General features: G+C 38.6%; 21 protein-coding genes. 7 read left to right on the top strand and 14 right to left on the bottom strand.

The annotated features are described in order from the left end of the window. Window positions 1–11 precede the first annotated feature (11 nt). Window positions 12–3,491 (bottom strand): SMEK domain-containing protein, encoded by a 3,480-nt coding sequence (locus tag ACFQZJ_RS04235; RefSeq protein WP_379932545.1) that lies wholly within the window; start codon window positions 3,489–3,491, stop codon window positions 12–14. A 181-nt stretch (window positions 3,492–3,672) separates the two neighbouring features. Here ACFQZJ_RS04235 and ACFQZJ_RS04230 point away from each other — a divergent pair, with 181 nt between their 5' ends. Further along, window positions 3,673–4,404, top strand: a complete 732-nt coding sequence (locus ACFQZJ_RS04230; RefSeq protein WP_379932543.1) for a carboxypeptidase-like regulatory domain-containing protein — start codon at window positions 3,673–3,675, stop codon at window positions 4,402–4,404. Further along, complete coding sequence (locus ACFQZJ_RS04225) at window positions 4,404–5,417, top strand: transglutaminase domain-containing protein (RefSeq protein ID WP_379932542.1); 1,014 nt, start codon at window positions 4,404–4,406, stop codon at window positions 5,415–5,417. Before ACFQZJ_RS04230 ends, ACFQZJ_RS04225 begins: the two co-directional genes overlap by 1 nt. Here the strand turns inward: ACFQZJ_RS04225 and ACFQZJ_RS04220 are convergent, their stop codons facing one another. The 9 genes from ACFQZJ_RS04220 to ACFQZJ_RS04180 all read right to left on the bottom strand — a co-directional run bounded on the left by ACFQZJ_RS04220 (window position 5,418) and on the right by ACFQZJ_RS04180 (window position 11,974). Then, the gene (locus tag ACFQZJ_RS04220) at window positions 5,418–6,152 is read right to left on the bottom strand and encodes a LytR/AlgR family response regulator transcription factor (RefSeq protein WP_379932541.1); all 735 of its coding nucleotides are present in this window, start codon (window positions 6,150–6,152) and stop codon (window positions 5,418–5,420) included. Then, window positions 6,149–7,219 carry a sensor histidine kinase gene (locus tag ACFQZJ_RS04215; protein WP_379932539.1) on the bottom strand — a complete coding sequence of 357 codons (1,071 nt, stop codon included), beginning with the start codon at window positions 7,217–7,219 and terminating at the stop codon, window positions 6,149–6,151. The genes ACFQZJ_RS04220 and ACFQZJ_RS04215 overlap by 4 nt, the downstream gene beginning before the upstream one ends. Before the next feature lie 130 nt (window positions 7,220–7,349). Continuing rightward, window positions 7,350–7,694, bottom strand: coding sequence for a hypothetical protein (locus ACFQZJ_RS04210; RefSeq protein WP_379932537.1), 345 nt, complete (start codon window positions 7,692–7,694; stop codon window positions 7,350–7,352). Between the two features lie 101 nt (window positions 7,695–7,795). Then, entirely contained in the window at window positions 7,796–7,999 is a 204-nt protein-coding gene (locus ACFQZJ_RS04205) for a hypothetical protein (RefSeq protein WP_379932535.1), read from the bottom strand. 304 nt (window positions 8,000–8,303) lie between these two features. After that, entirely contained in the window at window positions 8,304–8,831 is a 528-nt protein-coding gene (locus ACFQZJ_RS04200) for a DUF4136 domain-containing protein (protein ID WP_379932533.1), read from the bottom strand. A 31-nt stretch (window positions 8,832–8,862) separates the two neighbouring features. After that, window positions 8,863–9,573, bottom strand: a complete 711-nt coding sequence (locus ACFQZJ_RS04195; protein ID WP_379932532.1) for an ion transporter — start codon at window positions 9,571–9,573, stop codon at window positions 8,863–8,865. A gap of 16 nt (window positions 9,574–9,589) precedes the next feature. Next, complete coding sequence (obgE, locus tag ACFQZJ_RS04190; RefSeq protein WP_379932531.1) at window positions 9,590–10,591, bottom strand: GTPase ObgE; 1,002 nt, start codon at window positions 10,589–10,591, stop codon at window positions 9,590–9,592. Window positions 10,592–10,688: 97 nt separating this feature from the next. Next, window positions 10,689–10,835: a hypothetical protein gene (locus ACFQZJ_RS04185; RefSeq protein ID WP_379932530.1), complete on the bottom strand. Its 147-nt coding sequence runs from the start codon at window positions 10,833–10,835 to the stop codon at window positions 10,689–10,691. 32 nt (window positions 10,836–10,867) lie between these two features. Next, window positions 10,868–11,974, bottom strand: coding sequence for an adenylate kinase (locus ACFQZJ_RS04180; RefSeq protein ID WP_379932528.1), 1,107 nt, complete (start codon window positions 11,972–11,974; stop codon window positions 10,868–10,870). A gap of 137 nt (window positions 11,975–12,111) precedes the next feature. Between ACFQZJ_RS04180 and ACFQZJ_RS04175 the strand changes: the two genes are divergently transcribed. From ACFQZJ_RS04175 to ACFQZJ_RS04155, 5 genes are all read left to right on the top strand, one after another. Next, window positions 12,112–13,266 (top strand): 5-(carboxyamino)imidazole ribonucleotide synthase, encoded by a 1,155-nt coding sequence (locus tag ACFQZJ_RS04175; RefSeq protein WP_379933122.1) that lies wholly within the window; start codon window positions 12,112–12,114, stop codon window positions 13,264–13,266. 551 nt (window positions 13,267–13,817) lie between these two features. After that, window positions 13,818–14,309: a hypothetical protein gene (locus tag ACFQZJ_RS04170; RefSeq protein ID WP_379932527.1), complete on the top strand. Its 492-nt coding sequence runs from the start codon at window positions 13,818–13,820 to the stop codon at window positions 14,307–14,309. A 131-nt stretch (window positions 14,310–14,440) separates the two neighbouring features. Next, a complete protein-coding gene (gene purE, locus ACFQZJ_RS04165) occupies window positions 14,441–14,935 on the top strand; it encodes a 5-(carboxyamino)imidazole ribonucleotide mutase (protein WP_379932526.1) in 495 nt (164 codons plus the stop codon). An 82-nt stretch (window positions 14,936–15,017) separates the two neighbouring features. Next, window positions 15,018–17,039: a M3 family metallopeptidase gene (locus ACFQZJ_RS04160; RefSeq protein WP_379932525.1), complete on the top strand. Its 2,022-nt coding sequence runs from the start codon at window positions 15,018–15,020 to the stop codon at window positions 17,037–17,039. 128 nt (window positions 17,040–17,167) lie between these two features. Next, window positions 17,168–18,184 carry a hypothetical protein gene (locus ACFQZJ_RS04155; RefSeq protein WP_379932524.1) on the top strand — a complete coding sequence of 339 codons (1,017 nt, stop codon included), beginning with the start codon at window positions 17,168–17,170 and terminating at the stop codon, window positions 18,182–18,184. A gap of 74 nt (window positions 18,185–18,258) precedes the next feature. Here the strand turns inward: ACFQZJ_RS04155 and ACFQZJ_RS04150 are convergent, their stop codons facing one another. The 4 genes from ACFQZJ_RS04150 to ACFQZJ_RS04135 all read right to left on the bottom strand — a co-directional run bounded on the left by ACFQZJ_RS04150 (window position 18,259) and on the right by ACFQZJ_RS04135 (window position 23,491). Next, window positions 18,259–20,847: a toxin-antitoxin system YwqK family antitoxin gene (locus tag ACFQZJ_RS04150; RefSeq protein ID WP_379932523.1), complete on the bottom strand. Its 2,589-nt coding sequence runs from the start codon at window positions 20,845–20,847 to the stop codon at window positions 18,259–18,261. A 120-nt stretch (window positions 20,848–20,967) separates the two neighbouring features. Beyond that, complete coding sequence (locus ACFQZJ_RS04145) at window positions 20,968–21,117, bottom strand: hypothetical protein (RefSeq protein WP_379932522.1); 150 nt, start codon at window positions 21,115–21,117, stop codon at window positions 20,968–20,970. Between the two features lie 68 nt (window positions 21,118–21,185). Then, on the bottom strand, window positions 21,186–22,079 hold the full coding sequence (locus tag ACFQZJ_RS04140; protein ID WP_379932521.1) for a hypothetical protein: 894 nt from the start codon (window positions 22,077–22,079) through the stop codon (window positions 21,186–21,188). Further along, window positions 22,079–23,491: an ankyrin repeat domain-containing protein gene (locus ACFQZJ_RS04135; protein ID WP_379932520.1), complete on the bottom strand. Its 1,413-nt coding sequence runs from the start codon at window positions 23,489–23,491 to the stop codon at window positions 22,079–22,081. Before ACFQZJ_RS04135 ends, ACFQZJ_RS04140 begins: the two co-directional genes overlap by 1 nt. Window positions 23,492–23,503: the final 12 nt, after the last annotated feature.

Below are 23,503 nucleotides of genomic sequence, written 5' to 3'. Positions count from 1 at the left end.
AGAATCCCTTATTAACGGTAGGCTTTTATTTCTGTTAATATTATTTTCGCTTTTCTAATAGCAATCTTTTCAATGTCGGGAAATATTTTTGCTTTCAATATTTTATCTCTATTCAATTGTCTTATTTTACTTAAAACAATATTCCTAGCATCATAAAGCAATTCATCTGCATAATCCTTAAAGTCACATTTGCTCAATTCAACTAGTCCAGAAGTTGTTTTGGCTAAGTCTTCGTTTTTAATCCCATTTAAAAACTTTGGCTTATACAATTTTAAAAAATCTCTAATTTCCTTTTTGTATTTACTCTCTGTCAAATCTTCTATTCTTCGCAATGACTGAAATAGCGAAGAAATAGTCAAATTTTTGTTATTGGATACTTTTAGTTTTTTTAGAAAGTCATTTTCAAAATGTTTTAAAGCTATATCGAAGTCAATTTTTAAGGAAAAGTCAAAGGCTTTCAGAAAATCCCCAAAGTTTAATCTATTGTATTGGTAGGTATCTGCACGTTGGAACATTAAATACCTGTCTAATAAGTTAGCACAAAACTTTTTTGAGTTCAGGTCATTATCAATAATTGTATTGTTTTTTATGGTATATAAAGCATCAATAGATTGGCTGATATTAAGTTCCTTATGACACATTGAAGCACAAAATATATTTATATCTGAGTTATTTAGTGCTTGTATTGTTTTCTCTTTATCCACTCTGTTTAATACAAGAAACAAAGATTTGGTAACAGTAAATTTTGAACCACAAATAATCTTATTTAAAAGCTCAGTTGATATTTCATTTTTAATTCTGCTCTTAAGTTCAGGTAGGTTTAATGCTTTTGGATTAGATAGAATTGTAATATCGAAATCACAGTTTAAAACCTGCTGCTTAGTATTACTCAAAAGTTGATTAGATAAATCTTTAGTAATTTGAATTTGTCTCTTTTTTACTAATTCATAGAATATTAGAAGGCTATTGATATTGCTTTCATTTTTGATTAAAAGCTTGAATTTTTCAGAAGCTAAAAATTCATTAATAACCTTTAAAAAAGGCTCTTTGTTATCCTTAATTATGGTGTTTAACTCTAATATTCTTGCTGAGATATTACTTAAACTTTTTTCATTTTCAAGTAACTTATAGAAAGTTCCATTTTTATAACTCTTTTCAAGTTCCGTGTTAATCAAATCAGGTGCAATTGACGACAAGTCAGATAAGCTCTTTGCAAAATCAGAAAGAATCGATTGGGATAGGTTTAAACCATTCAATAATTTATTCAGAAGATTTTGAGCAATCATTGTTCCTAGCGATATATCAATTTTTTCAAGTTCTCTAATTGACTTTGCAATTTGAACGGCTTTTAAATTATTCCTTTTGTTAGCAAGTTGCTCAATGTTTAAATTGTTTATAATCCCTAAGAGCAATTTTTTAGATAATGGTGAGGTGTTTAACTCTGAAAGTGAATTTGTGATTCTGGATAGAGTGGGCAATTTTTCAATCATTAACAACCACTCAGTAAAATTAAATGAGTTTAGGATTCTACTAACTGTCTCAGGGTTGGCTTTCTTTTTACTAATCCGCATTGTTAATTCTGTAATGGAATTAGTATTTGCCTGCTCATTGATTCGGAGTGTTTTTACGATATCTGCAAGCTCCTTGTTTAATTGATTGGCAACCTGAAGTAAATTGCTATACACTGAATAGTCTTTATAGACATATAGCTCGAGTTTATGTATTGAATAGTATTTTGTAAATAAATTATAATACTGTAATTGATTGTTACTGTACAAAAAATCGAATGATTGAAAAAATATTTCCTGTAATTGGTAAACTTCGTATGTGCGAATATTGGTTTGGAATTTAATAAAAAGTAGCTCAATTACTTTCTCATAATTCATCAATTCTCTACCAATTTCAAATTGTTCATTAAAAAACAATTTTACTATTAGTTCTGTAATGTTTAATTCAGTTTCTGTTTTGTATTTATCAATGTAGTTTTTGAGTAGTACGATTAAAGGAGTTGTGCCTAAATCTTTCTCTCTTATTAAGGTTTTGTGAATTAAAGAGGCATAATCTTTATGAGGAAAATAATAGTAATCACTAGTTGAATAATTTAATATAATCCCCTTTTCCTTTAGCTTTTTAAATTCGTCAGATTTGTTTTTGATTCTTAAGAATGAAATATCAAGACTGAAAAGAAATGAATACAAAAACAGTAATTCTTCATCAAATTCATTTAATCTATGTTGTCTGTAGAAATACTCATAAATACGGTCATTATTAACTTGGTCAAATTTTAAAGCATTACCTTTTTTAGTAGACGAAATCCAAGTTTCAAGAGCAATATTTAGTTTTAATAAATTTCTATTCGTATTCTTTAATATTGTTTCAAAATCCCCTTTATACCAACTAAATTCGGAGAAGTCTCTTTTTAACTTATATATCCTGTTATCTATTATTCCTGATGCTTTTTCATTAAATTCTATATCAGTATTGTATCTGAATTGCTTAATGCCCTTAAAAACATTAAAAATCGAACTCATATCTTCTTCACGATATGAGTTGTGATACCTTGATAAATAAATGGCCTTTATCCATTCAAAAGGTTTAATCCTTTCTCGAATTCGGTTAAATAAGTTTACGTTTTCGTGAATATTATCAATAACTAGAGTGGAGCGATAAAAGGAAAGTTTACCTATCTCATCAAGTACATTATTGCTATTTATATTTGGGTCGGTTAGGTCTAAATAAAAAGTTCTATTTCTAAAATGTGGAATAAAGTTATTATATATAGCTTCTGCTAATGTAGTTTTTCCACTACACGGATTTCCAAGAATAGCGTATTCCTTCGTTTTGTTTTTATTGAAAAGTGAAGCTATTTCCCTAATCTTCTGTTTCTCAAAAGCTGAAAAATATATGGCTTCTTTTGGTGTTAAGTACTCTTGATTTGTATTTCTGTCACTAAACTTTTTGAAATGATAAACTGAGCCTAATCCGCTGAATTTAGGTGAGAGTTCTTGGCTTACAATCTCTTCAATTCTATATCTTTTTTCTGGAGAAGTTATTTTTTGGAAATCACCAATGATTTGCCTAGTTGTAGAGATTGTGATTTTATAGCCATACTGTTTTGATAGTTCTTTTTCGCTTATGTTTTTTAAACCTTTGTTATCTCTAATGAAGAAGCAAATAATCTCATTGATTGCTTTTGATTTATGGTATTCAACTGTCTTTTCAATCGTGTCTACGATTTTTCCTTTTTCTTTACTTTGAAGAGCAGTTATTTGAATAGCAATTCCCTTTCTAGTCTCAAACAAATCTATACCTGGGGAATTGGTTTTGCTATAGTTTAGGTTGATTAAGTTCTTCCAATCGTAAATCAGCTCAAATAGACGCATAAAGAAATCTTCCGCGTTTAGCTTTTCATCCTGCTTATTGAATACTCCTTCATCATCAATTTTTCTGACGTATTCACAAAGATTATGTTCAATTGAGGTGTTTATCATCCTAGGATACTGTTGATTTTTTCAGCTTTAAATTAACTGCGTCATAACGAACATAAGCAAAAAACACCAAACTCACCCAAGCCACTACTTTACCCATCAAAACAAGTACTTCACGCAAGACTCATTTTTTAGGAAGGCATAGCAACCTAGTTTAGCCCTATAATCCTAAAACCACAGCACTATGAAAAATGCAGTCAAGATTTCCATCAAAAAACCATGTTCGGAAAATTTTAGTAATTTTAGTACAACGGCAAGCGGAGGGTTCTGCGGTTCCTGTCAGGAAGAAGTCATCGATTTTACTTCGATGTCGCCCGAGGAAATCCTTGAACATTTCAAGAGTACCTCCACCAATTCCTGTGGGCGCTTTAAAGCCTCCCAGTTAACAACGTATGCACCGATGATGAAACATACTACACAGACCAACCTGGTATCCCGCGGAATGGCGATCTTGGGCTTTTCACTGTTATCCTTGTGCGCGGTTTCCCAAGTTCAGGCCCAAGATGTGGCCAACGACCAAAGCGTAAAAACGGAAGTGGGCAGCACCTACCAAAATACGGTTATGGGACGGATGGCCGTACAATCCTATACCGTAAAAGGCAGGGTGCTGGATGAGGACAACCTGCCCCTTGCAGGCGTGAACGTTATTCTAAAAGGAAGTACGGAAGGTGTGCAGACCGATTTTGACGGTAAATTTGAGTTCCCTAGGCCATTGAACGTAGATGACACCTTGGTATTTAGCTACATTGGATACGAGAAGAAAGAGTATACCATTACCTCAGCGGAATCCAATACCCTGGACATCACCATTAACTTTGACGCATCGGATATTTTTTTGATGGGGGAAGTAACGGTTGATGGAATTTACGAGTCCAAACCCAATATTTTCCAGAAGTTCATTTCCATATTCAACTAATGAAATGGATCGGGATTCTTCTATTTTGTACGAGTTCGCTTTCCCTTGCACAGCGTTCGGATTTTAGGCATATCGACTTTACAAAGGCGGATAGTATTGCCTACGAACATCAAAATGAAAGCTTAGAAAATTTACCTATACTGACCCATAACCTAACGGCACATTTAGCTACCGATGTAGAAAAATTCAGGGCAATTTACACATGGGTCGGTATAAGTATTGAAAACGATTATAGCTCCTACCTGACTACGAAGAAAAAGCGTAAAAAACTATCCGATAAACCAACAGCTTTACGGGAATGGAACAACAGTTTTACGCCCAAGGTATTTGAAAACCTGGTTAAACACAAAAAAACGGCCTGCACCGGCTATGCCTACCTAATTAGGGAACTAGCTGCTTTGGCAGGGATAAAAAGCAAAATTGTGGATGGCTACGGAAGAACCGCCACCTTGCTATTGGATGGGAACAGCATCCCCAACCACTCTTGGAATACGGTTCTACTAAACGGCAAATGGTACCTGTGCGATGCCACGTGGTCTGCCGGAAAAATCATTCTTGACGCGGACGGCCCACGTTTTGAGCAGGACTATTTTGATGGGTATTTCTTGGCATCACCGGAACTGTTTATCAAAAACCATTATCCTTTGGATATCAAATCGTCCTTACTGGACCAACCTCCAACTTTTGAGGCATTCTTAAAAGGACCAGTGGTTTACAAAGCCGCTTTTAGAGCGAACATTATACCTAAAGCTCCACAAGAAATGCAGCTTACTATCGTGAAGAATGAAGATATATCTTTCCGTTTCAGTTCGGAGGAGGCTATCGAAATCGCTGACCTATCCCTAGTTTTAAACAAAGGTGGCACAAGCAGAAACGTACTCCCAAAAATCATTGAAGACGGCAAAGAATATGTTTTAACCCACAATTTTAGCACACCCATTAGCTACGATGCGCATGTGAAACTTGGAGATGATTTTATTGCCAGTTATGTGGTGCGTGTAAAACGTAAGTAGCTACAGGCTCATCCTGTCTTTAAAAAGATAGGATTGGCGTCTGGACACCTCTACCTCGGCACCGTTACGCATGGTCAGCTTTAGTTTCCCATTGAACCAGGGCACCACATCGGCAATAAAATTGGTATTGATGATCTGTTGTCTATTGGCCCTAAAGAAATGCTGTTCGGGGAGTTTCTCCTCTACCTGGTTCAAGGATTTATAAAGCATTGGTTTTTCATCCTTAAAGAAAACCCGTGTGTAATTGCCAACGATTTCAAAGTGGGAGATATCCCCAATTTTAACAAGCCAGCACTTTTCCCCGTCCTTGATGAAAATTTGACTATTTCCTGTTAACTTTTCCTGTGGAGCCGAAGCCACTTCACTTTTTTCGGCCAATTTAACTTCTACCTTTTCTATAGCCAGGGCAAAACGTTTTTCGTTGATAGGCTTTAATAAATAGTCCAAGGCGTTGTACTCAAAAGACTTGATGGCGTACTCATCAAAGGCCGTAGTAAAAACGGTGATGGGCACCTCTTCCAACATTTCCAGTAATTCAAATCCGTCTTTTTCCGGCATATTAATGTCTAAAAAAAGTAAATCCGGTCTATGTTCTTGAATTAGTTTATATCCCTCATCAACGTTCTCCGCTTCTCCGGAAATAACAATTTGCGGGTATTTTTTTATTAGCTCCTTTAATTCGTTACGGGCCAAACGGGAGTCTTCGACTATGACGGCATTTATTATAACACTCATGGCAAGGGAATATTTATGGTAGCGACCACTTCTCCATCTACTTCCTCCAATAAGAAAGAAGCGTTGGCACCATATAACAAACGTAAACGCTGCCTTATGTTTTTAAGTCCCAAGTGAGTAGATGTATCGTTTATTATGAGTTTTCCGGTATTCATCACTTTTATACAAAGACTATTATCGGTTTTTTGTGTCATCAATTTTATAGTACCGCCAGACTTAAGATTGGATATACCGTGTTTTGCGGCATTTTCTACAAGTAGTTGTATAATCATGGGCGGAATTTGAAATGCAAGCGTTTCTTTATCCACTTCCTTTGTGAAAACGAGTCGGTCCTCAAACTGTATTTTGGATAGGGCTATATAATTATCTACCATCTCCAGTTCCTCTTCCAGTGCAATGGCGTTGACATTATTTTTGGTCAAGGAATACCTAAGCATTTCCGATAATTTAGTGAGCATGTCCCTAGATTTTTCGACATCCTCTAGCATTAGCCCTCTAATATTATTGAGACTATTGAACATAAAATGAGGGTTGACCTGTCCCTTTAATGTATTTAATTGTGCTTGTCTTAGCGTACTCGTAAGTTCTGCGCGCTCCAAACGATTGGCGTTTAATTTTACCGCAATTTTAACGGACAAATAGAAAACCGTCCAGCCAAGGATGATAATTAGAGAATTCACCAACATGAGGCCAATTCCCAAATCCCTGTACATCTCGGGAATCTTTACATCTTCGTCCGTATACTTGCCTACCAGGTATCCAAAGCCGTAGGATAGTCCAAAATAAACGAGAACTGCAATAGCAATACCCATTAAGATCTTAAAAAGCTGTTTGGAATCGAATTCGTCAAAATTTAAAATACGTTTCAAAAAATAACGCAACAACCCTGTAGCAGAAATCCCTATCACAAACGTAGCAATCAGTCCATAGTAGAATAGTTTACTTCCCTTATAACCTTCCATATCCGGAGTAAAGGCATAAGCGATAAACACCAGACCGCCCCACCCTAAAAGTTGAACCGACCAAAAATAAAAGTGCCATCTATGTCTTTTTATAAAAGAAGCCATATTATATTTTGCTGTTTTCCCTCAAATATAGGGGATACTAAAACATTAAGTGAATACACCGCACCCTAAAGAAAAAGTAATAGAAGGAGGGATAAAAGTAATTTTACAATTGTTACCATAATCTATATTTTTAAAAAATTAATAGTGCAGTGTAGTAACCTACACTAAATCCGATAGCCAAACCTGCTAGCACGAAGGCTAAAACCATCCATTTGTTTTTCTTCACCCTTTGCCCGGATATATTCAAAGGGAGTCCATTCCTGTGTAACTTAAATCCTATGCCCCAGATAGACGAAAAATCCAAACTAGGACGAATACTGTAATTATCCTCCCCTATGGTAAAGTAGTGCTCGGTTCCAAAAAAGGAGCGTTTTTCAGAAATTTTCTTACCATTCAGAACAACTGATTCCCTCCCGAGAATAGAATTATAAAATTCCAAAGTTTGATCTTCAATAGTGTACGTTATGTATTTCATATCAGTATGGTTATGTTATGGTTGTAAATATAAAAGTGGGACACTAGTATCTATAGACATTTATGAGGAGTGGTAAAATTCACTTTCTGTGCGGTTATTACTTACCTTATTACTTCCGTACTTGTCCCATTCGTTTTTGATTGTTCCTTGTGCAGTAACGATACGCCAACCAATGTTAGGCCCACATAAAGCGGAAAAACATAATTCAGTAAATTCAAACTTGATACGGCTCCAAATAGGGATACAATTACCGTTACCACGCCAATACTTAATACTACTGCTTTTGTTCTGTCCATTGTTTTCATGATGATTTATTTTTAATCGGTTATTAGATTCATATTTCAGACTACTACTATACTAATAAAGCCTTTAGTTGGTCCGATGATGTAAATCTAGTAGGGAAGCTGATGATATTAACATAAAATATGATGAACGGTAGAAAGAAACTACCGAACGGGTATTCTTCCTAACTAAAACGCAACATATTGAATATCAATTATTTATAAAGATAAAAAGTAAATAAAAACGCTCAAAACGCTAATAGAACGGAGGTTTTTACACGTTGTAGCGCATTAAAACCACACGAAGTTTTAAATGAAATTTTAGCCTTTAACCACGAGGTTTTGGAGGATATTTCTCAAATATTTTGACCACCAGTTCCTGTATTTTTTCCTCCTTTACCGCCGGTGGATCGTCCTCCCTAAATGGAGATTGACTTATCGCCTGCCAAATCAACACATCCTTTTTGGCATCAACAAGGTCAATTTTCAGTTCTCTGCGCAACTTTGGCCCGCCTACGGGTATCCCTACTGATATGCCGCCACCTACACCGCCCGTTCCACCTCCAAGGCCAACACCAACAGCATTGTTAGGCTTGCCCCTGAGGACTACACTTTGTATATTGATGAGTATATCGGGTTCTTCCGAAAACAACAAGCCTTTGGATTGCAGGGCAGCATCCATGGCGTTCATTAACCGTCTTTCGTCCAATTGACTTAGGCCTGTTTCAATATCCGTAAAGTAAGCATAAGTGGTATAGGCGGCAAAGTCCGTTTCTTTATCGTAATCGTAATTTACCCGAGTGGCACCACAGGAGACCATAAAAAGAAGCACAACTAAAAGACCAACATATTTCATAAACCTGATTTTGATACAAGTTACATAAAAATCAATCTTCCTCTTTCTTGTCCACGGACTTTGTAAGTGCAGAAGATATAATACCGGTAGGAATGGCTACGATTCCCAACCCTATCATTAAGATAAAAAAGGTAAATACCTTACCCCCTACCGTAATCGGATACACATCACCATAACCAACTGTAGTTAAGGTAATAATAGCCCACCAAAGACTATCGAAAATAGAAGAGAAATGCTCTGGTTGTGCTGCGTTCTCAAAATAATAAATACCTACCGCAGAAAAATAAATAAGTATCAAAGTGACGAACAGGAATAATAAAATTTCCTCTTTTGCCCTGTTAATGGCTCTGGAAAAATGAGCTAAGGCCCGGTTATACCGCATCAACTTAAAAATCCGGAACAGCCGCAAAAACCGCAAGGCCCGTAAGGATCTTAAGTCTATTCCCAATGCTAAATAAAAAGGCAGGATGGCCAAAAAGTCAATGATGCCATAAAAACTAAAAATAAAAGCACTTTTTTTATCCGAACAGTAGATTCTGAGGAGATACTCCAGGGTAAACACGATCACGCAAAAAACCTCAATGGCCCTCAATATTTTCCTAGTACCAGGCTCTAAATCTGGAACGGTCTCGTAAGAAAATGAGATGATGGAAACCAGGATCAGTACCTGTACGATATAGGCAAAAACCCTACTTTTAGGGTTGTCATTTAATTCAACAATACTTTTAATATACTGTCTCATACTACCCTTTTAATTTTTAAACACTGAGCATGGCCCAAAGTTTGTCCTTCAGTTCCGTAATGCCCAATTGGGCAACGGAGGAAATAAACATAAAAGGCACACCATTTAGATCCTTATCCAGTTCGGTTCGCATCTCGTTCATAAGTTCGTCATCTAGCATATCGCTTTTGGAAATGGCTATAAGTCGCTCTTTATCCAACAATTCGGGATTATACCTTCGGAGTTCGTCCAACAGAATCCGGTATTCCTTTCCTATATCTTTACTGTCTGCGGGAATAAGGAACAACAAGGTAGAATTACGCTCTATATGCCTTAGAAAATAGTGGCCAAGGCCTTTTCCTTCTGCAGCACCTTCTATAATACCCGGAATATCGGCCATGACAAAACTTTTGAAATCCCTGTATTCTACAATACCTAAATTAGGTTTCAGGGTTGTGAACTCATAATCCGCAATTTTAGGTTTTGCCGATGTGATTACGGACAACAAGGTAGATTTACCTGCGTTGGGAAAACCAACGAGACCTACATCTGCCAATACCTTAAGCTCTAAAATAAAATCCTTTTCCTGACCGTCTACACCTGGTTGCGCATATCTGGGCGTCTGGTTGGTAGATGACCTAAAGTGCCAATTCCCTCGACCGCCCATACCACCTTGCAACAGTATTTTCTCTTCTCCATGCTCGGTAATCTCTGCAACCACTTCTTGTGTCTCCCCGTCCTTTACGATAGTCCCCAAAGGCACCTCCAAATATACATCCTCACCATCCGCGCCCGAGCTTCTGTTCTTGCTGCCATGACCTCCATGACCGGCCTTAAAATGTTTTTTGAACTTAAAATTAATGAGTGTCCAAAGGTTTTGGTTTCCCCTAAGGATGATATGTCCGCCACGACCGCCGTCCCCACCATCGGGGCCACCTTTGGTTATGAATTTTTCCCTATGCAAATGTACAGAGCCTTTACCTCCCTTACCGGAGTTTAGAAACACTTTTACATAATCTACAAAATTACCTTCGGTCATGAAGTTTACTTTAGTTTATGGGCAGAATACCCTAATCGTGTTACAAAAATACAGAAAAGAGCAAGGGTGATAGCGAATCTAGGGTAAAATTAGCCCATTAGTAATTCTGCGGAAGGGAATCATCCAAGTAGAACACATAAATGAGGTAGCAAATAGAAACAATAATGAAAACCAGTAGCACAAAACCGCCCACGGTCAAACATCCTCTTAGGGCAACCTTTGGCCCTATTACTTCCTCGGCCATATTATTATATTTTTATACCTGTTTCGGAGTTATTACAGTCCGTCTACCACTTTGGTCAAGCGTTCTGTTATTTCCGTAATGGTTCCGATACCATTAACGCTATGAAACTTATGTTGTTCTTGGTAGTAATCCTGTAACGGGGCCGTTTTTTGATTGTATTCATCAAAGCGATTTCTAATCTTGTCTACGTCTTGGTCATCTGATCGGCCACTAACCTTTCCGCGCTCCAATAAACGCGCTATCAAGACCTCATCATTGGCATCAAGAGCTACCGTAGCATTAATTTTCATATCCTTGGATTCCAAAAAGTTATCCAAAGCTTCGGCCTGTGCAACGGTTCTTGGGAAACCATCAAAAATAAATCCGTCGGCTTCTGGGTTTTTATTCACCTCATCCTCCAACATCTTGATCGTTACTTCATCCGGCACCAAATCACCCTTATCGATATATGACTTGGCGAGCGTACCTAATTCCGTATTATTTTTGATATTATATCTAAAAACATCGCCCGTAGAAATATGCTTTAGGTTGTACTTTTCTTTCAAAAATTGCGCTTGTGTACCTTTTCCGGCACCTGGTTTCCCGAACAGAACAAGATTAATCATATATTTTTGGTTTAATTGGTATACTTCTTTAAGATTTCTACCAAGTTCATTATAATCCAAGCCATAACCCACGATAAAACGATCCGGAATATCCAGCCCAAAATAATCAATGGCATATTCCCCATTGTACACTTCAGATTTATAAAAAAGGCTGGCAATCTTAAATTCCTTTACGTTGGTATTCGCAAACAAATGCACAAGTTCCTTTAAGGTACGTCCCGTATCTATTATGTCCTCGAGGATAATTACACTTCGGCCCTCAATATTATCCGGTAAATCCAACAGTGTTTCCACGATACCGGTAGAGGTCAATCCTTGATAGGAACCTAATTTAACAAAGGATACCTCACATGGATGCTGATACGCCTTTAAAAAATCGGATACGAACATAAACGAACCATTAAGCACTCCTACAAAGATGGGAGTTTGGTCTTTATAATCCGCGGCTATTTTATCTGCAATGCCCTTAACGGCCTGCTGTATTTCCTTTTCATTAAGGAAAGGTTTAAAATATTTGTCGTGAAGCCGTATCAATTTTAAGCGATTATTTAAGATGGCAAATATAGCATTTTGACCCGTGTTTTTGGAGCTTAGGGAAACGGATTCTTAGATTTAACCGTATTTTTGTGCCAAACAAAGCATATTTCTATGCTAAAAAAGTCGATAATCAGATGGACTATTTTTCGTCACGTTTTAAATTAGGTATTTTAGGAGGCGGGCAATTGGGCAAAATGATGCTCTATGAAACCAGAAAATTCGACATCCATACCAAAGTATTGGAAGCTTCCAACGAAGCTCCATGCAAAATTTCCTGTAACGAATTTGTGTTGGGAAATCTTATGGATTTTGACGCTGTCTACAACTTTGGAAAACAGGTAGATGTACTCACCATTGAAATAGAAAACGTAAATCTAGATGCGCTGGAGAAGCTAGAAGATGAGGGATTAAAGGTATACCCACCTACTAAGGCGCTACGTATCATCCAGAACAAGGCAAAACAGAAATTATTCTATGTGGACCATGGTATCCCCACGGCGGAATTTTCAAGGTTTGCCTATGCCAGCGAAATCGAGGATAGTATAGAAAACGGCGGACTGGAATTCCCCTTTGTATGGAAAGCCGCCCAATTTGGGTATGACGGCCAAGGGGTAAAAGTGGTTAGAACCATGGAAGATGTAAAAAATCTACCTGCCGGAGAGTGCATTGCCGAAGACATGATACCGTTTAAAAACGAGCTGGCCGTTATCGTAGTCCGCAGTCCAAGCGGGGAGGTAGTTACCTACCCCGTTGTAGAGATGGAGTTTCATCCGGAAGCCAATCAGGTAGAATACGTAATTTGTCCGGCTAGAATAGACGACCAAGTAGCCAAAAAAGCACGGGAGGTGGCCTTAACCGTTTCCGAAAAGATACAGCATATTGGCATTCTGGCCGTAGAAATGTTCCAAACCAAGGACGATGAAATTCTGGTAAACGAAGTGGCGCCAAGACCCCATAATAGTGGACATTACAGTATAGAGGCCAGTTACACCAACCAGTTTGAGCAGCACATACGGGCTATTCTGGACTTACCCCTGGGAAAGACAGACAGTAAAGTTGCGGGTATCATGGTAAATCTTGTTGGCGCCGAAGGACATACAGGTGAGGTAGTCTATGAAAATATTGATAAAATTATGGCCATGGAAGGCGTTACACCACATATCTACGGCAAAAAGCAAACCCGACCGTTTCGTAAAATGGGGCATGTGACCATTGTGAATACGGATATTGATGAAGCACGAAGGGTTGCGCAACATGTTAAAGAAACAATACGGGTGGTTTCAAAATAACCAAGGTATACAAATTAGCCGCTTTTTAAATACTCGTTATGTATCGTTTTCGAGAGCAGTCTTCAACGTTGCGCCCAAAATAAACCGATTTATTTTTGAGGCAGGGCGAATAATACCAATTTATAGGCTGATTTTAAATCTGGAAAGGAACCTATTACTGAAGTGGTTTAAACTTTTCGCGTTCAAGCGAAAATTAGAAATTTTATGACCATTTGAAGGCTTTTTTGAGTTGCATAGCATAGCTATGGAAAGAAAAAAAGACAAAAAATGGGTTAAAAAGAGCAATTTTTTAGCTAACGGAAAAAGTTTTAATGACTTCACTTTAAACCTCCCGCATAACGATCCTTTCTGCGGTAATTATTATCTTTTTTATGATTTTAGGAGGGCAGCGCTAGGGGCAAATCGTGTGGACTGGCGCAATACAATAGTGTTTACCTTCATTTGCAATTATAACGGTACACTTAGTGCATGCTTTGGACAAAAACAAATCACGGTTTTCAGGGTGTACGCAGCTGGCCATTTAAAGTATTTTTGACAACATATAATTCGTTATGCAATACGCCTATCATCTAGAAGACCTCTTCCATGGTGCGGACATGGATATAAAAGAGGGAAAGCTTGAAGCTGCCGTAGAAAAGTTAGAACAGATCCTTAGTGAGGAACCTACCTTTGGGAAGGCTTACAACCATTTGGGTTGGTTAAACGAGACCAAGTTCAAAAATTTTGAGCAAGCCGAAAAATACTACAAATTAGCCCTGCAATATGCCCCTGAGTATGCGGCCGCTTACAAAAACTACGCTATATTGCTTTCTACCCTACAAAAATACGACACTTTAAAAGACCTATTGAAGCAGGCCTTACAGGTTCCCGGCATGGACAAGGCCACCATTTACAACGAGTACGGTATCCTTTACGAACAGCTAGAACAGTACGACACGGCCATAAAATACTACAAGGATGCGGCAAAGGCCACTATGAACGACAAAACGTTACAGACGGCATTGGACTCCATAAAGCGTTGCAACACTAAAATGTCCTTATAGCCCCTATTGCTATTTACGGCATTTGTAATAACTTGCAACTTTCCTAACATTTAGGTTCCATTTTTTTAGGAATCTCCCGTTCAATGGGAACCCAAAAGCATGGAATTTTTTAACCACAAAATGTCATTTTCATGAGTAAAGTAGCCGTAGTAATGGGAAGCACAAGCGACCTACCCGTAATGCAAGAAGCAATCGATATTTTAAAAGGTTTTGATATAGAAGTAGATGTGGACATTGTTTCTGCCCACCGCACACCCGAAAAACTATTTGATTTTAGTAAAAACGCACACAGCAATGGCTATAAGGTCATTATTGCCGGAGCAGGTGGCGCCGCACATTTACCGGGAATGGTAGCCTCCATGTCTCCCTTGCCCGTTATCGGTGTTCCGGTAAAAAGCAGCAACAGTATCGACGGTTGGGATTCCATACTTTCCATTCTTCAAATGCCCGGCGGTGTACCCGTAGCAACGGTAGCGCTGAACGGAGCTAAAAACGCAGGGATACTAGCGGCACAGATCATTGGTTCTTCGGATACATGCGTTTTGGATAAAATCATCCTTTACAAAGAAGGTTTGAAGCGGAAGGTTCTCGAGGGAGCAAAAAAAGTTAAGAGTTCGGAGTTATGAGTTAAGCACTCCATAACTCATAACTCTGCACTTATAACTTGTTAAAATATTCAATAACCCTATTTAAAGTTATTATTTCTAAATGATAAACCCACTTTTAAAACCTTTCGATACCGCCCCATTTTCAATCATAAAGAACGAACATTTTAAACCTGCTTTTTTACAGGCTATGGAAGATGCCCGTGCAGAAATAGATGCCATTACGATGAACAAGGATACGCCAAGCTTTGAAAATACCATAGAGGCCTTGGAGTTTTCCGGACAGCAACTGGATCGGGTATCCAGCGTGTTCTTTAACCTCAACTCAGCAGAAACAAACGAGGACATCCAGAAGATAGCCCAAGAGATCTCTCCCCTACTGTCAGAATTTGGTAACGACATCACCTTGAACCAAGAATTGTTTAAAAGGATAAAAGCGGTATACGAGCAAAGAGACACGCTACCGCTGTCCGTAGAGCAGCATACCCTCTTGGAAAAACGCTACAAAAGTTTTAGTCGCAATGGGGCCAACCTATCCGACGAGAAAAAGAAACGGTTACGGGAAATCGATGCCGAATCTTCCAAGCTCAAATTAAAATTCGGGGAAAACATTTTAGCCGAAACAAATAAGTACCAAAAGCATATTACCCATGTGAGCGACCTAGATGGCTTGCCAGAGGGCGCCAAAGAAGCTGCCGCCCAGTTGGCCAAGTCTAAAGGCAAGGAATCTGGCTGGATGCTCACCTTAGACTATCCTAGCTACATTCCATTTATGAAATATGCCAAAAATCGGGAACTCCGCAAGGAACTCTCCATGGCTTTTGGAAGTAAATCCTTTAAGGGCGATGAACTGGACAATCAAGAAAACGTTTTGAAAATAGCCAAGTTACGCCATGAACGGGCCAATTTGTTGGGATACAAGACACATGCACATTTTGTATTGGAGGAGCGTATGGCGGAAACGCCGGAGAAAGTACATTCTTTTTTGAATGAAATCTTGGAAAAAGCAAAACCGGCTGCAGAGCGCGAATTCAAACAACTGCAAGAATTTGCCAAAGCGTTGGACGGCATAGAACAATTACAAAAATGGGACGGTAGCTATTATTCCGAAAAACTGAAGCAAAAATTATTCAGTCTGGACGATGAGCAATTAAAACCCTATTTTAAACTGGAAAACGTAATCGAGGGGGTATTTAAAATCGCCGAGAAGCTATTTGGGCTCAAGTTTGAGGAAGTATTCGATATAGACAAATATCATGAGGAGGTGAAGACCTACCGTGTTTACGATCTGGACAAGAATTTCATTTCCATATTCTATGCAGATTTCCATCCTAGGGCCGGAAAACGAGGCGGTGCCTGGATGACCTCCTTTAAATCGCAATGGAAAAAAGATGGCGAGAACGTACGTCCGCACATATCCAACGTATGCAACTTTACCCCGTCTACACCTACAAAACCGTCTCTCTTGACCTTTAATGAAGTTACTACCCTATTTCACGAGTTTGGTCACGGGCTACACGGCATGTTGGCCAACACTACCTACCCTAGCCTATCGGGAACCTCGGTATACTGGGATTTTGTAGAACTACCGAGCCAGGTCATGGAAAATTGGTGTTACGAAAAAGAGGCACTGGAACTTTTCGCAAAACACTATGAAACAGGTGAAGTAATTCCCATGGAACTAGTTCAAAAAATAAGGGAATCCGCTACTTTTCAAGAAGGTATGCAAACCATGCGACAATTGAGTTTTGGTCTGTTGGATATGTCTTGGCACGGTGCGGACCCAACTGGGATTACAGATGTAAAAGCATTCGAAACCAAAGCCTTTGCAGGAACGAACCTGTATCCGGACACTCCGGAGACTTGCATGAGTACATCATTTGCCCATATTTTTCAAGGTGGATATTCCTCTGGCTATTACAGTTATAAATGGGCGGAAGTATTGGATGCCGATGCCTTTGCATACTTTAAGGAAGAAGGAATCTTCAACAATGAAGTGGCTTCAAAATTCAAGGAGCACGTACTTTCAAAAGGAGGAACCGAAAATCCAATGGTATTGTACAAACGTTTTAGAGGAGCGGAACCTAAGGTAGAGGCACTGTTGGAAAGAGCAGGGCTTTTGTAAGAAAGGTCTGTACACCACATATTTTGATTCCTTCACAACAACAAATTTTAGGTTTGGTATGTGTCCCCTATTTTGGCCATCTAAAAACATGTTCTATACTAGTTGGAACAACAATTAAGATAATTTAGATGAAAAAAATAACGCTACCCCTATTATCTGTTTTAATGTTCGCCTGCAGTACCGATTCCGATGGCTTGTCCGATGCGGCAAACGAAGAAACAACGAACAGTGCACCAAGCATTGCAAGTGAGTCCTTTCAGGTAGATGAACATTCTGCAACCGGAACTGTAATTGGTAACGTTCAGGCCTCCGACAGGGAAGATGACGTACTTACCTACACCATAGATTCTTCAGAAAATATTTTAATCAATGAAACAACGGGAGCCTTAAGCATCGGTGAAGGACTAAAACTGGATTTTGAGTCCACCAATAGCCTAAACTTTACCGTTTCCGTTTTTGACGGGACTGCGATATCAGATGCCGATATCACTTTAAATATAGAAGACATCAATGAATTCGACGCCCTGAATGCAAGTCAAAAGGAAGTTGTGAGCCATTTTAAACATTTGACACTGTTCCAAGACCCTACCTCACCTACCCAGACGATTATGCGCAAGTGGGACGAACCTATGAACTTGTACCTTGTGGGCAACTTCCCCGATGCAACACGCAGCATGGTCCAAGAAGTAATCGCCAACTATAATATGCTCACGGCATCCGGCAATTTCAGCATTTCACTGGTCGACACCGAATCTGAATCCAACGCACAAGTGTTCTACGGGACCAAAGAAGAAACAGAGAATGTTTTTCCTAACATGTACGAGCATATAAAGGACCTGACCTTAGATGGCTATGCCATTAGTTCGTTTGTAGGAAACTCGTACAGAAGCGCAGAGATATGGATTTCATCCCAAACCGCCGCACTGTTTACCCATGAGTTAGGCCACGCACTTGGACTAGGACACTCTAACCTATGTGATGGTGATAGCCCAAGTGCTATGTGTTCTACCATTGCACCTAACAACGAGCTTTTGGAAATCGAAAATAATGTAATATCCTTCTTTTATAACGAGAATATGCCCACCGGCCTAAATGCTCAGGAAATAGAGGATAACCTGTCCAACTTAATTTTGTTGGAAGACTAATTTATCGTTTTTCCCAAACCCTAAAAACGTCCAATTATGAGCTATAATTGGACGTTTTTAAGTTTACCTCTTTTTTAATACAAACGGTTTGGCCCTAAATAATCCATATAAATATCCAAACTTTGCATAAATACCGTTGCCGTACCAAAAGCTAGATCCTCTTCTGCGGTAAATAAGACCTTATCATTTTGTCCCATCAGTTTTACGTTAAGGGTATCGGGCTTTCTTGTTAAGATAATATACTCAGGGTTGCCCCTTACATTGCCACGGGTGAGCATTACGGCACCCTCTTTTAGTTTTCCACTTTCAAATAGGGCCTTGTACTGTTGTTTTCCATCCAAATCATACCTAATAACGGTACCGTCCAAGTTACTGCCCTTTACGCTATAAGTTAAACGTTTTTTATCGGTATCCCCATAATACGCGGTGGTCTCGGTTTCCATACCATCTACATAATTTGATATTCTTTTACCGTTATCGTCATAACTTATGCGTTTCACAAGCATTCCCGCAGCGTAAGTTTCGGTTATTGGTTCTTTACTGGAATATGTGGTCGTAATCCTGGTACCGCTAATGGGCGCCCCATCGGCATACATCATCTCCCCTAAGATAGCTTCGTTTTTATCATAATACCGTGCCATTCCATTAAGCTTCCCGTTAGTGTAATTTTCAGTCTTTACAAGTTCACCGTTATAACTGTAATAAGTAAAAAGACCCTCTTCTTTATCGCTTATAAAATTACCCTCTTCCATAATACTGCGGTCATAATCGTATTTTTTATAACTGCCATTTCGCTTCCCTTCTTTTATCGTATAGCTTGTGCTTTGCTTTACGTCATAGAACGAACCTTCCCAAGCTTGTCCGTCCTTAAAGATAACTTTACCAAGAAGCTCACCTTCACGAGAATAGAAGGAGGCACAACAACTGGTATCGACATCCTCAACTAAAACGGGATTAATTTGGCCAAAAGAAGTATCCGGACCATAGTCATAGCGTTTAAGCCTAAGTTGTTTCCCATTTTTTCGCGTTTCCATTTGTTTTACTTTATCCGAGTCGCCAAAAAACTCGTAAACTGTACCTTCTTTCGTTTCATAGTTATATTCGCCAATAACATTTTCACGGTCGTCATAAAATATACCTGCCGTCTCTTTGAAATCTTTAAATTCAATTTCACTTTGTTTGTTTCCATTACTGTAAAATCGAATCTCCTTGGTCCGTTTGTATCCATCGGGTTCAAAAAGCGCTACTTTCTTAAACGTTACCGTCTCATTCTGCCCTACCTGACGTTTTCTATAGCTAGTACGTTGGGTTATAAAACCATTTTCATAACGCTCAATAGCGTTTATGTCTCCTTCATAATCAATGGTGTAACGATCTCCGTTCATTGGTTTTGGGTACCCACGATCATCTATCATAGTTAAGGAACCTAATACCGAACCATCTTTGGCATAATACGTTTCCGTGGTCAACGTCTTTTTACTGAACATAACCTGGGTATTATAGTAATCATTGATTTCCACTATTAGTTTCCCATCTTTATACGTGGTTTTACGGTCTCCTATAATCTCCGTACCGTTCATTGGCATCCAATTTTCATAAACCATCCTGGCGATCTCCTCACCCTTTTCATTATAGCTAATTTGTAGTTCTTTAGCACCGGCCGAATAGCTAGTGCTACTCATTAAGTTTTGATTTTCGTAAAACTGTTCGTCTTTAACTAATTTTCCGCCGCTGTACTCACGTATGCTCTTAATAAGTTCTCCTTTGTACTCCTTGTGACTAGAATAAAATACGTATTCCTTACCATCTAATGGAATTAGATAATTATTGTCGTACGTATAGTTTATCTTTCCGATGATAGCTCCCTCGGGACTATAAAAAGTTTTGGAAAGTTCGTTTTCGGAACTGAATTCTTCGCGTACTTGATCTTTGCAATAGAAGAAAGTAGTGCCCATTCTTTTTCCGTTAGGATAGTATTGGATTTCCATGGGCCGCATGGGTGTTTTGTAATAAGAGACAACGAGTCCTTGAATTTCGCCATTGGGCAAGGATTCCCGCTGTCCTATAAATTCTCCGTCAACATCAAAATACTTTATCAATACATCATATTGCTTGCCAACACTATAGCGTTCGTAGCGCACCCCGTTTATATCTTTGTCATGGATAATGTTTACCGTGGTATCTCCCTTAATCTCGGTGTAATACTGCCTACCGTTATTGAACTTACCGTTTGTCTTGCCGGAAACCATTCTACCGTTCTCGAATTTGGCCTTTAACTTTTTCCCGGCCAGCGTTGAAATATATTCGCCATCCAATCTATTATTCTTGTACGTACCCTGTTGCAACATACTACCATCTTCGTTGTACCAAGTTACTTCACCCTCCCAGATATCATTATCTAAACTGGATGAGAGTCCACTCATTTGCAATGCACCGGACACATAAAAATCTTCGGTTTTATAAAATTCCCCTTGTTTTTTCGCTGGCGGTCGAAAAAAAGCGGCACTATCCTTTACCGTCGTTTTCCATTTGGCATCATAATATAATGTGTCTTTCTGAGCCATTAACTTGGTAGACGCAGTTACCAACAAAACCATAACCACGCAAACCTTTACTATACTTTTACACTTCTCCTGCGTCATACTTATTCTTCTATTTATCATAGCTTAAATATATACTTCTATTCTTTGACGAAATTACCATATCCATTGTACTACCGTATCCCTGTTTTCCGTTAAATTGATGCATAATTGCAATGCGGTTTATACATTGATATCTTGTTTTTACACTAACGGAAAATAAAGCTGTTCGTATTTGTTCCCTATCGGTTTACCCGACACAAAACTACCAAAGGTGCTTTCATGCTCCTCGGCCAACTTTATGATTTCCGTATTCTGGCCTATTCTATTGCCGATCAGTACTTTGACTTCCATTTCCGCAGAACCTATTCAAAAAAACAACAACAGCATAAAACCTGCAACTATCCGTATTAATTTCGACATCATAATTTTTTGCGTATTTGTCCCAAATAAGTTAGCAGCGTTGCGGCATCCAAAGGATTGGATTTTACAAAATATACCTTGTCATTTTCTAGATAGGGGTTTGTATTAGTAGTATGTTCATCAAATAGATAAAGGCTAAATTGCCGGTTACCCCAAATAACAAGTTCGTCATAATTTTCGCTAGGAAGAGATTTGGTATGATCTATTTGACGATGATCGGTAGATGCCAAATACACCCCAAAATCATCGAACCGATAATGCGGATTATTATTTTCAATGTTCCTAAAACTCTTACCGTCTCCTTTTTTTAGGATGAATTTCCGTAATTTCTTAAAGTCATTCACCGAGAAATCTTCCGTAACATCCACATATTTTGTGGCTTTTAGTGCTTTCCAATCGTCCAATAGGCCATATATCGTCTCTGGATAGGCTTGCTTAGCTTCCATTTTGAACTTTACGTCCTGTCCTTGGTCAAAACGCACATTTCTTCCGTTTATACGACCTGTTCGTAAATCATATTCAAAACTATCCATATATGGATAACTTAAATTTTCCTCCGGATCCGAATAAAAAGACATCTTGCGCAAATCTTTGACATCTTCGTATTGCAGGTACAGTACCGCATTTAATTTATCGTCCTCTTCATAGAAACTCGTATGGGTTAGGCGTAAAGGGGCCATATCTTCTCGAAGACTTTGCACCTGCATGAGCGAATCCAATCCCACTTTGGCCAGTTCACGGTACTGCTCCACACTGATCAAATCATATTGTTTTATGGTTACTTGCCTATTTGTTCTATCGATATGAATTTCTGCGGACTTTGCGGTAATGGGTATGTTTTCTTGTGATAAAAACGACACTAGGGCAACTATCAAAATTTTCACCTCTTCCATTACAGATATTTTTTAGCCTTTAAGAATTTTACCATTTTAGGATGTATTTCATATCTCGGGATCTTACGAATTGGTTTTATCCTCGCTCCGTTTTCGGCCAAAAATAAAACCATATTGGTATCCTTATTCTTTACTGCTGCACAAATGGGTGTTTTGTCAAGTTTAATGAGACCGGACTTTATTTCAATATCTCCTCCTGCCGCTAAAAGAGCTTCGACCACAGCAGTATTTTTGGTCAGTACGGCAACTTCTAAAACACTTTCACCGTTTCCGGCAACACGATTCACCTGAGCCCCCAAATCAATGAGGTAGTTTATCATCGTAATATCCTTGTTTTTGCAAGCCGCCATCAAGGGCAACGTGTCCGTCACGGTTTTAGGGTCGGAATAATTCAAGTCCGCACCATAATGCAATAAACAGTCTATCAGTTCTTTGCTACCAAGACTTACCGCAATAGTCAAGGGTGACCCACCAATGGTACTAAAGTTCGGAGATAGTCGTTTTTGGAGCAAAGCCTCCAACGTTTCAACATCAGCCTGGTAACACGCCACCTTAATTTCATGTTGCAATTGCGCTAACTCAAAAGAACTAAAGAGTGAACTTCCTTTATTTATTTCAATATGAGAATACTCCTTTTTTTGGTCGCTCGCTTTTTTCACTAACCAAAACTCTTGCTTTCCATCAAATTTTAAATACGCTAAACTTTGTTCAAAATACTTTCTTACCGAGCTATCGAGATATTCTTTATAATCGTGGTGGATTTCTTTTTTCTTTAGCGCTAAGGATGCCATCGCATAGGCACTAACTTGTTCAGGCAAATAACCTTGACTTTGCATTTTCCAACCAAATCCATTTCCTTTTCCCGAGCGGAACTGAAATTTTGTATTCGCAATAAAAATTCCGAAGCCGTAAGCAATTGCGGTTAAATCGGTGAGATATTCATGGTTTCGAACAATTCTATTCTCACCCAGTAATTTTTCGTGCGCCAGTTCATGGGCTATTGTAGCTACTAAACTATCCGGATGTTTCAACTGCCCTGTTTCAATTCGTATCGTAGCGTTTTCCCCATGTTTTTGATAGGTGCCGGCAGTACCCTTGGATTTTCCATAAATATCAGCAGTTGTGCTTAGCAATGTTCCATCGTCCAAATAGTTATTCTCCTCGGAATAGAATTCCAAAGTAATTTTATCTCTAGGAATATCCATTAAAGCCGTACAACGTTCTAAAATAAATTCTGCGTCCGTTTTGGAATTATCAAAATCACGATTAAAAAACTCTTTTGTTGGTGTTACGGTGGAAATGTCCAGTAATTTTTCCACACCCAAACTATCCTTCAAAAAAGATAAGGACTCCTCTACCCAGATTTGGTCATTGGGCGTTACGGGTAATTTTGGTTTTGTCTTCCAGAACATAACAATACTTGA

Origin of the sequence: Maribacter chungangensis, assembly GCF_042676845.1 — a bacterium.
Classification (GTDB): domain Bacteria; phylum Bacteroidota; class Bacteroidia; order Flavobacteriales; family Flavobacteriaceae; genus Maribacter; species Maribacter chungangensis.
Note: the sequence above shows the minus strand (reverse complement) of the source record. Positions and strands in the feature narration are given on the sequence as shown.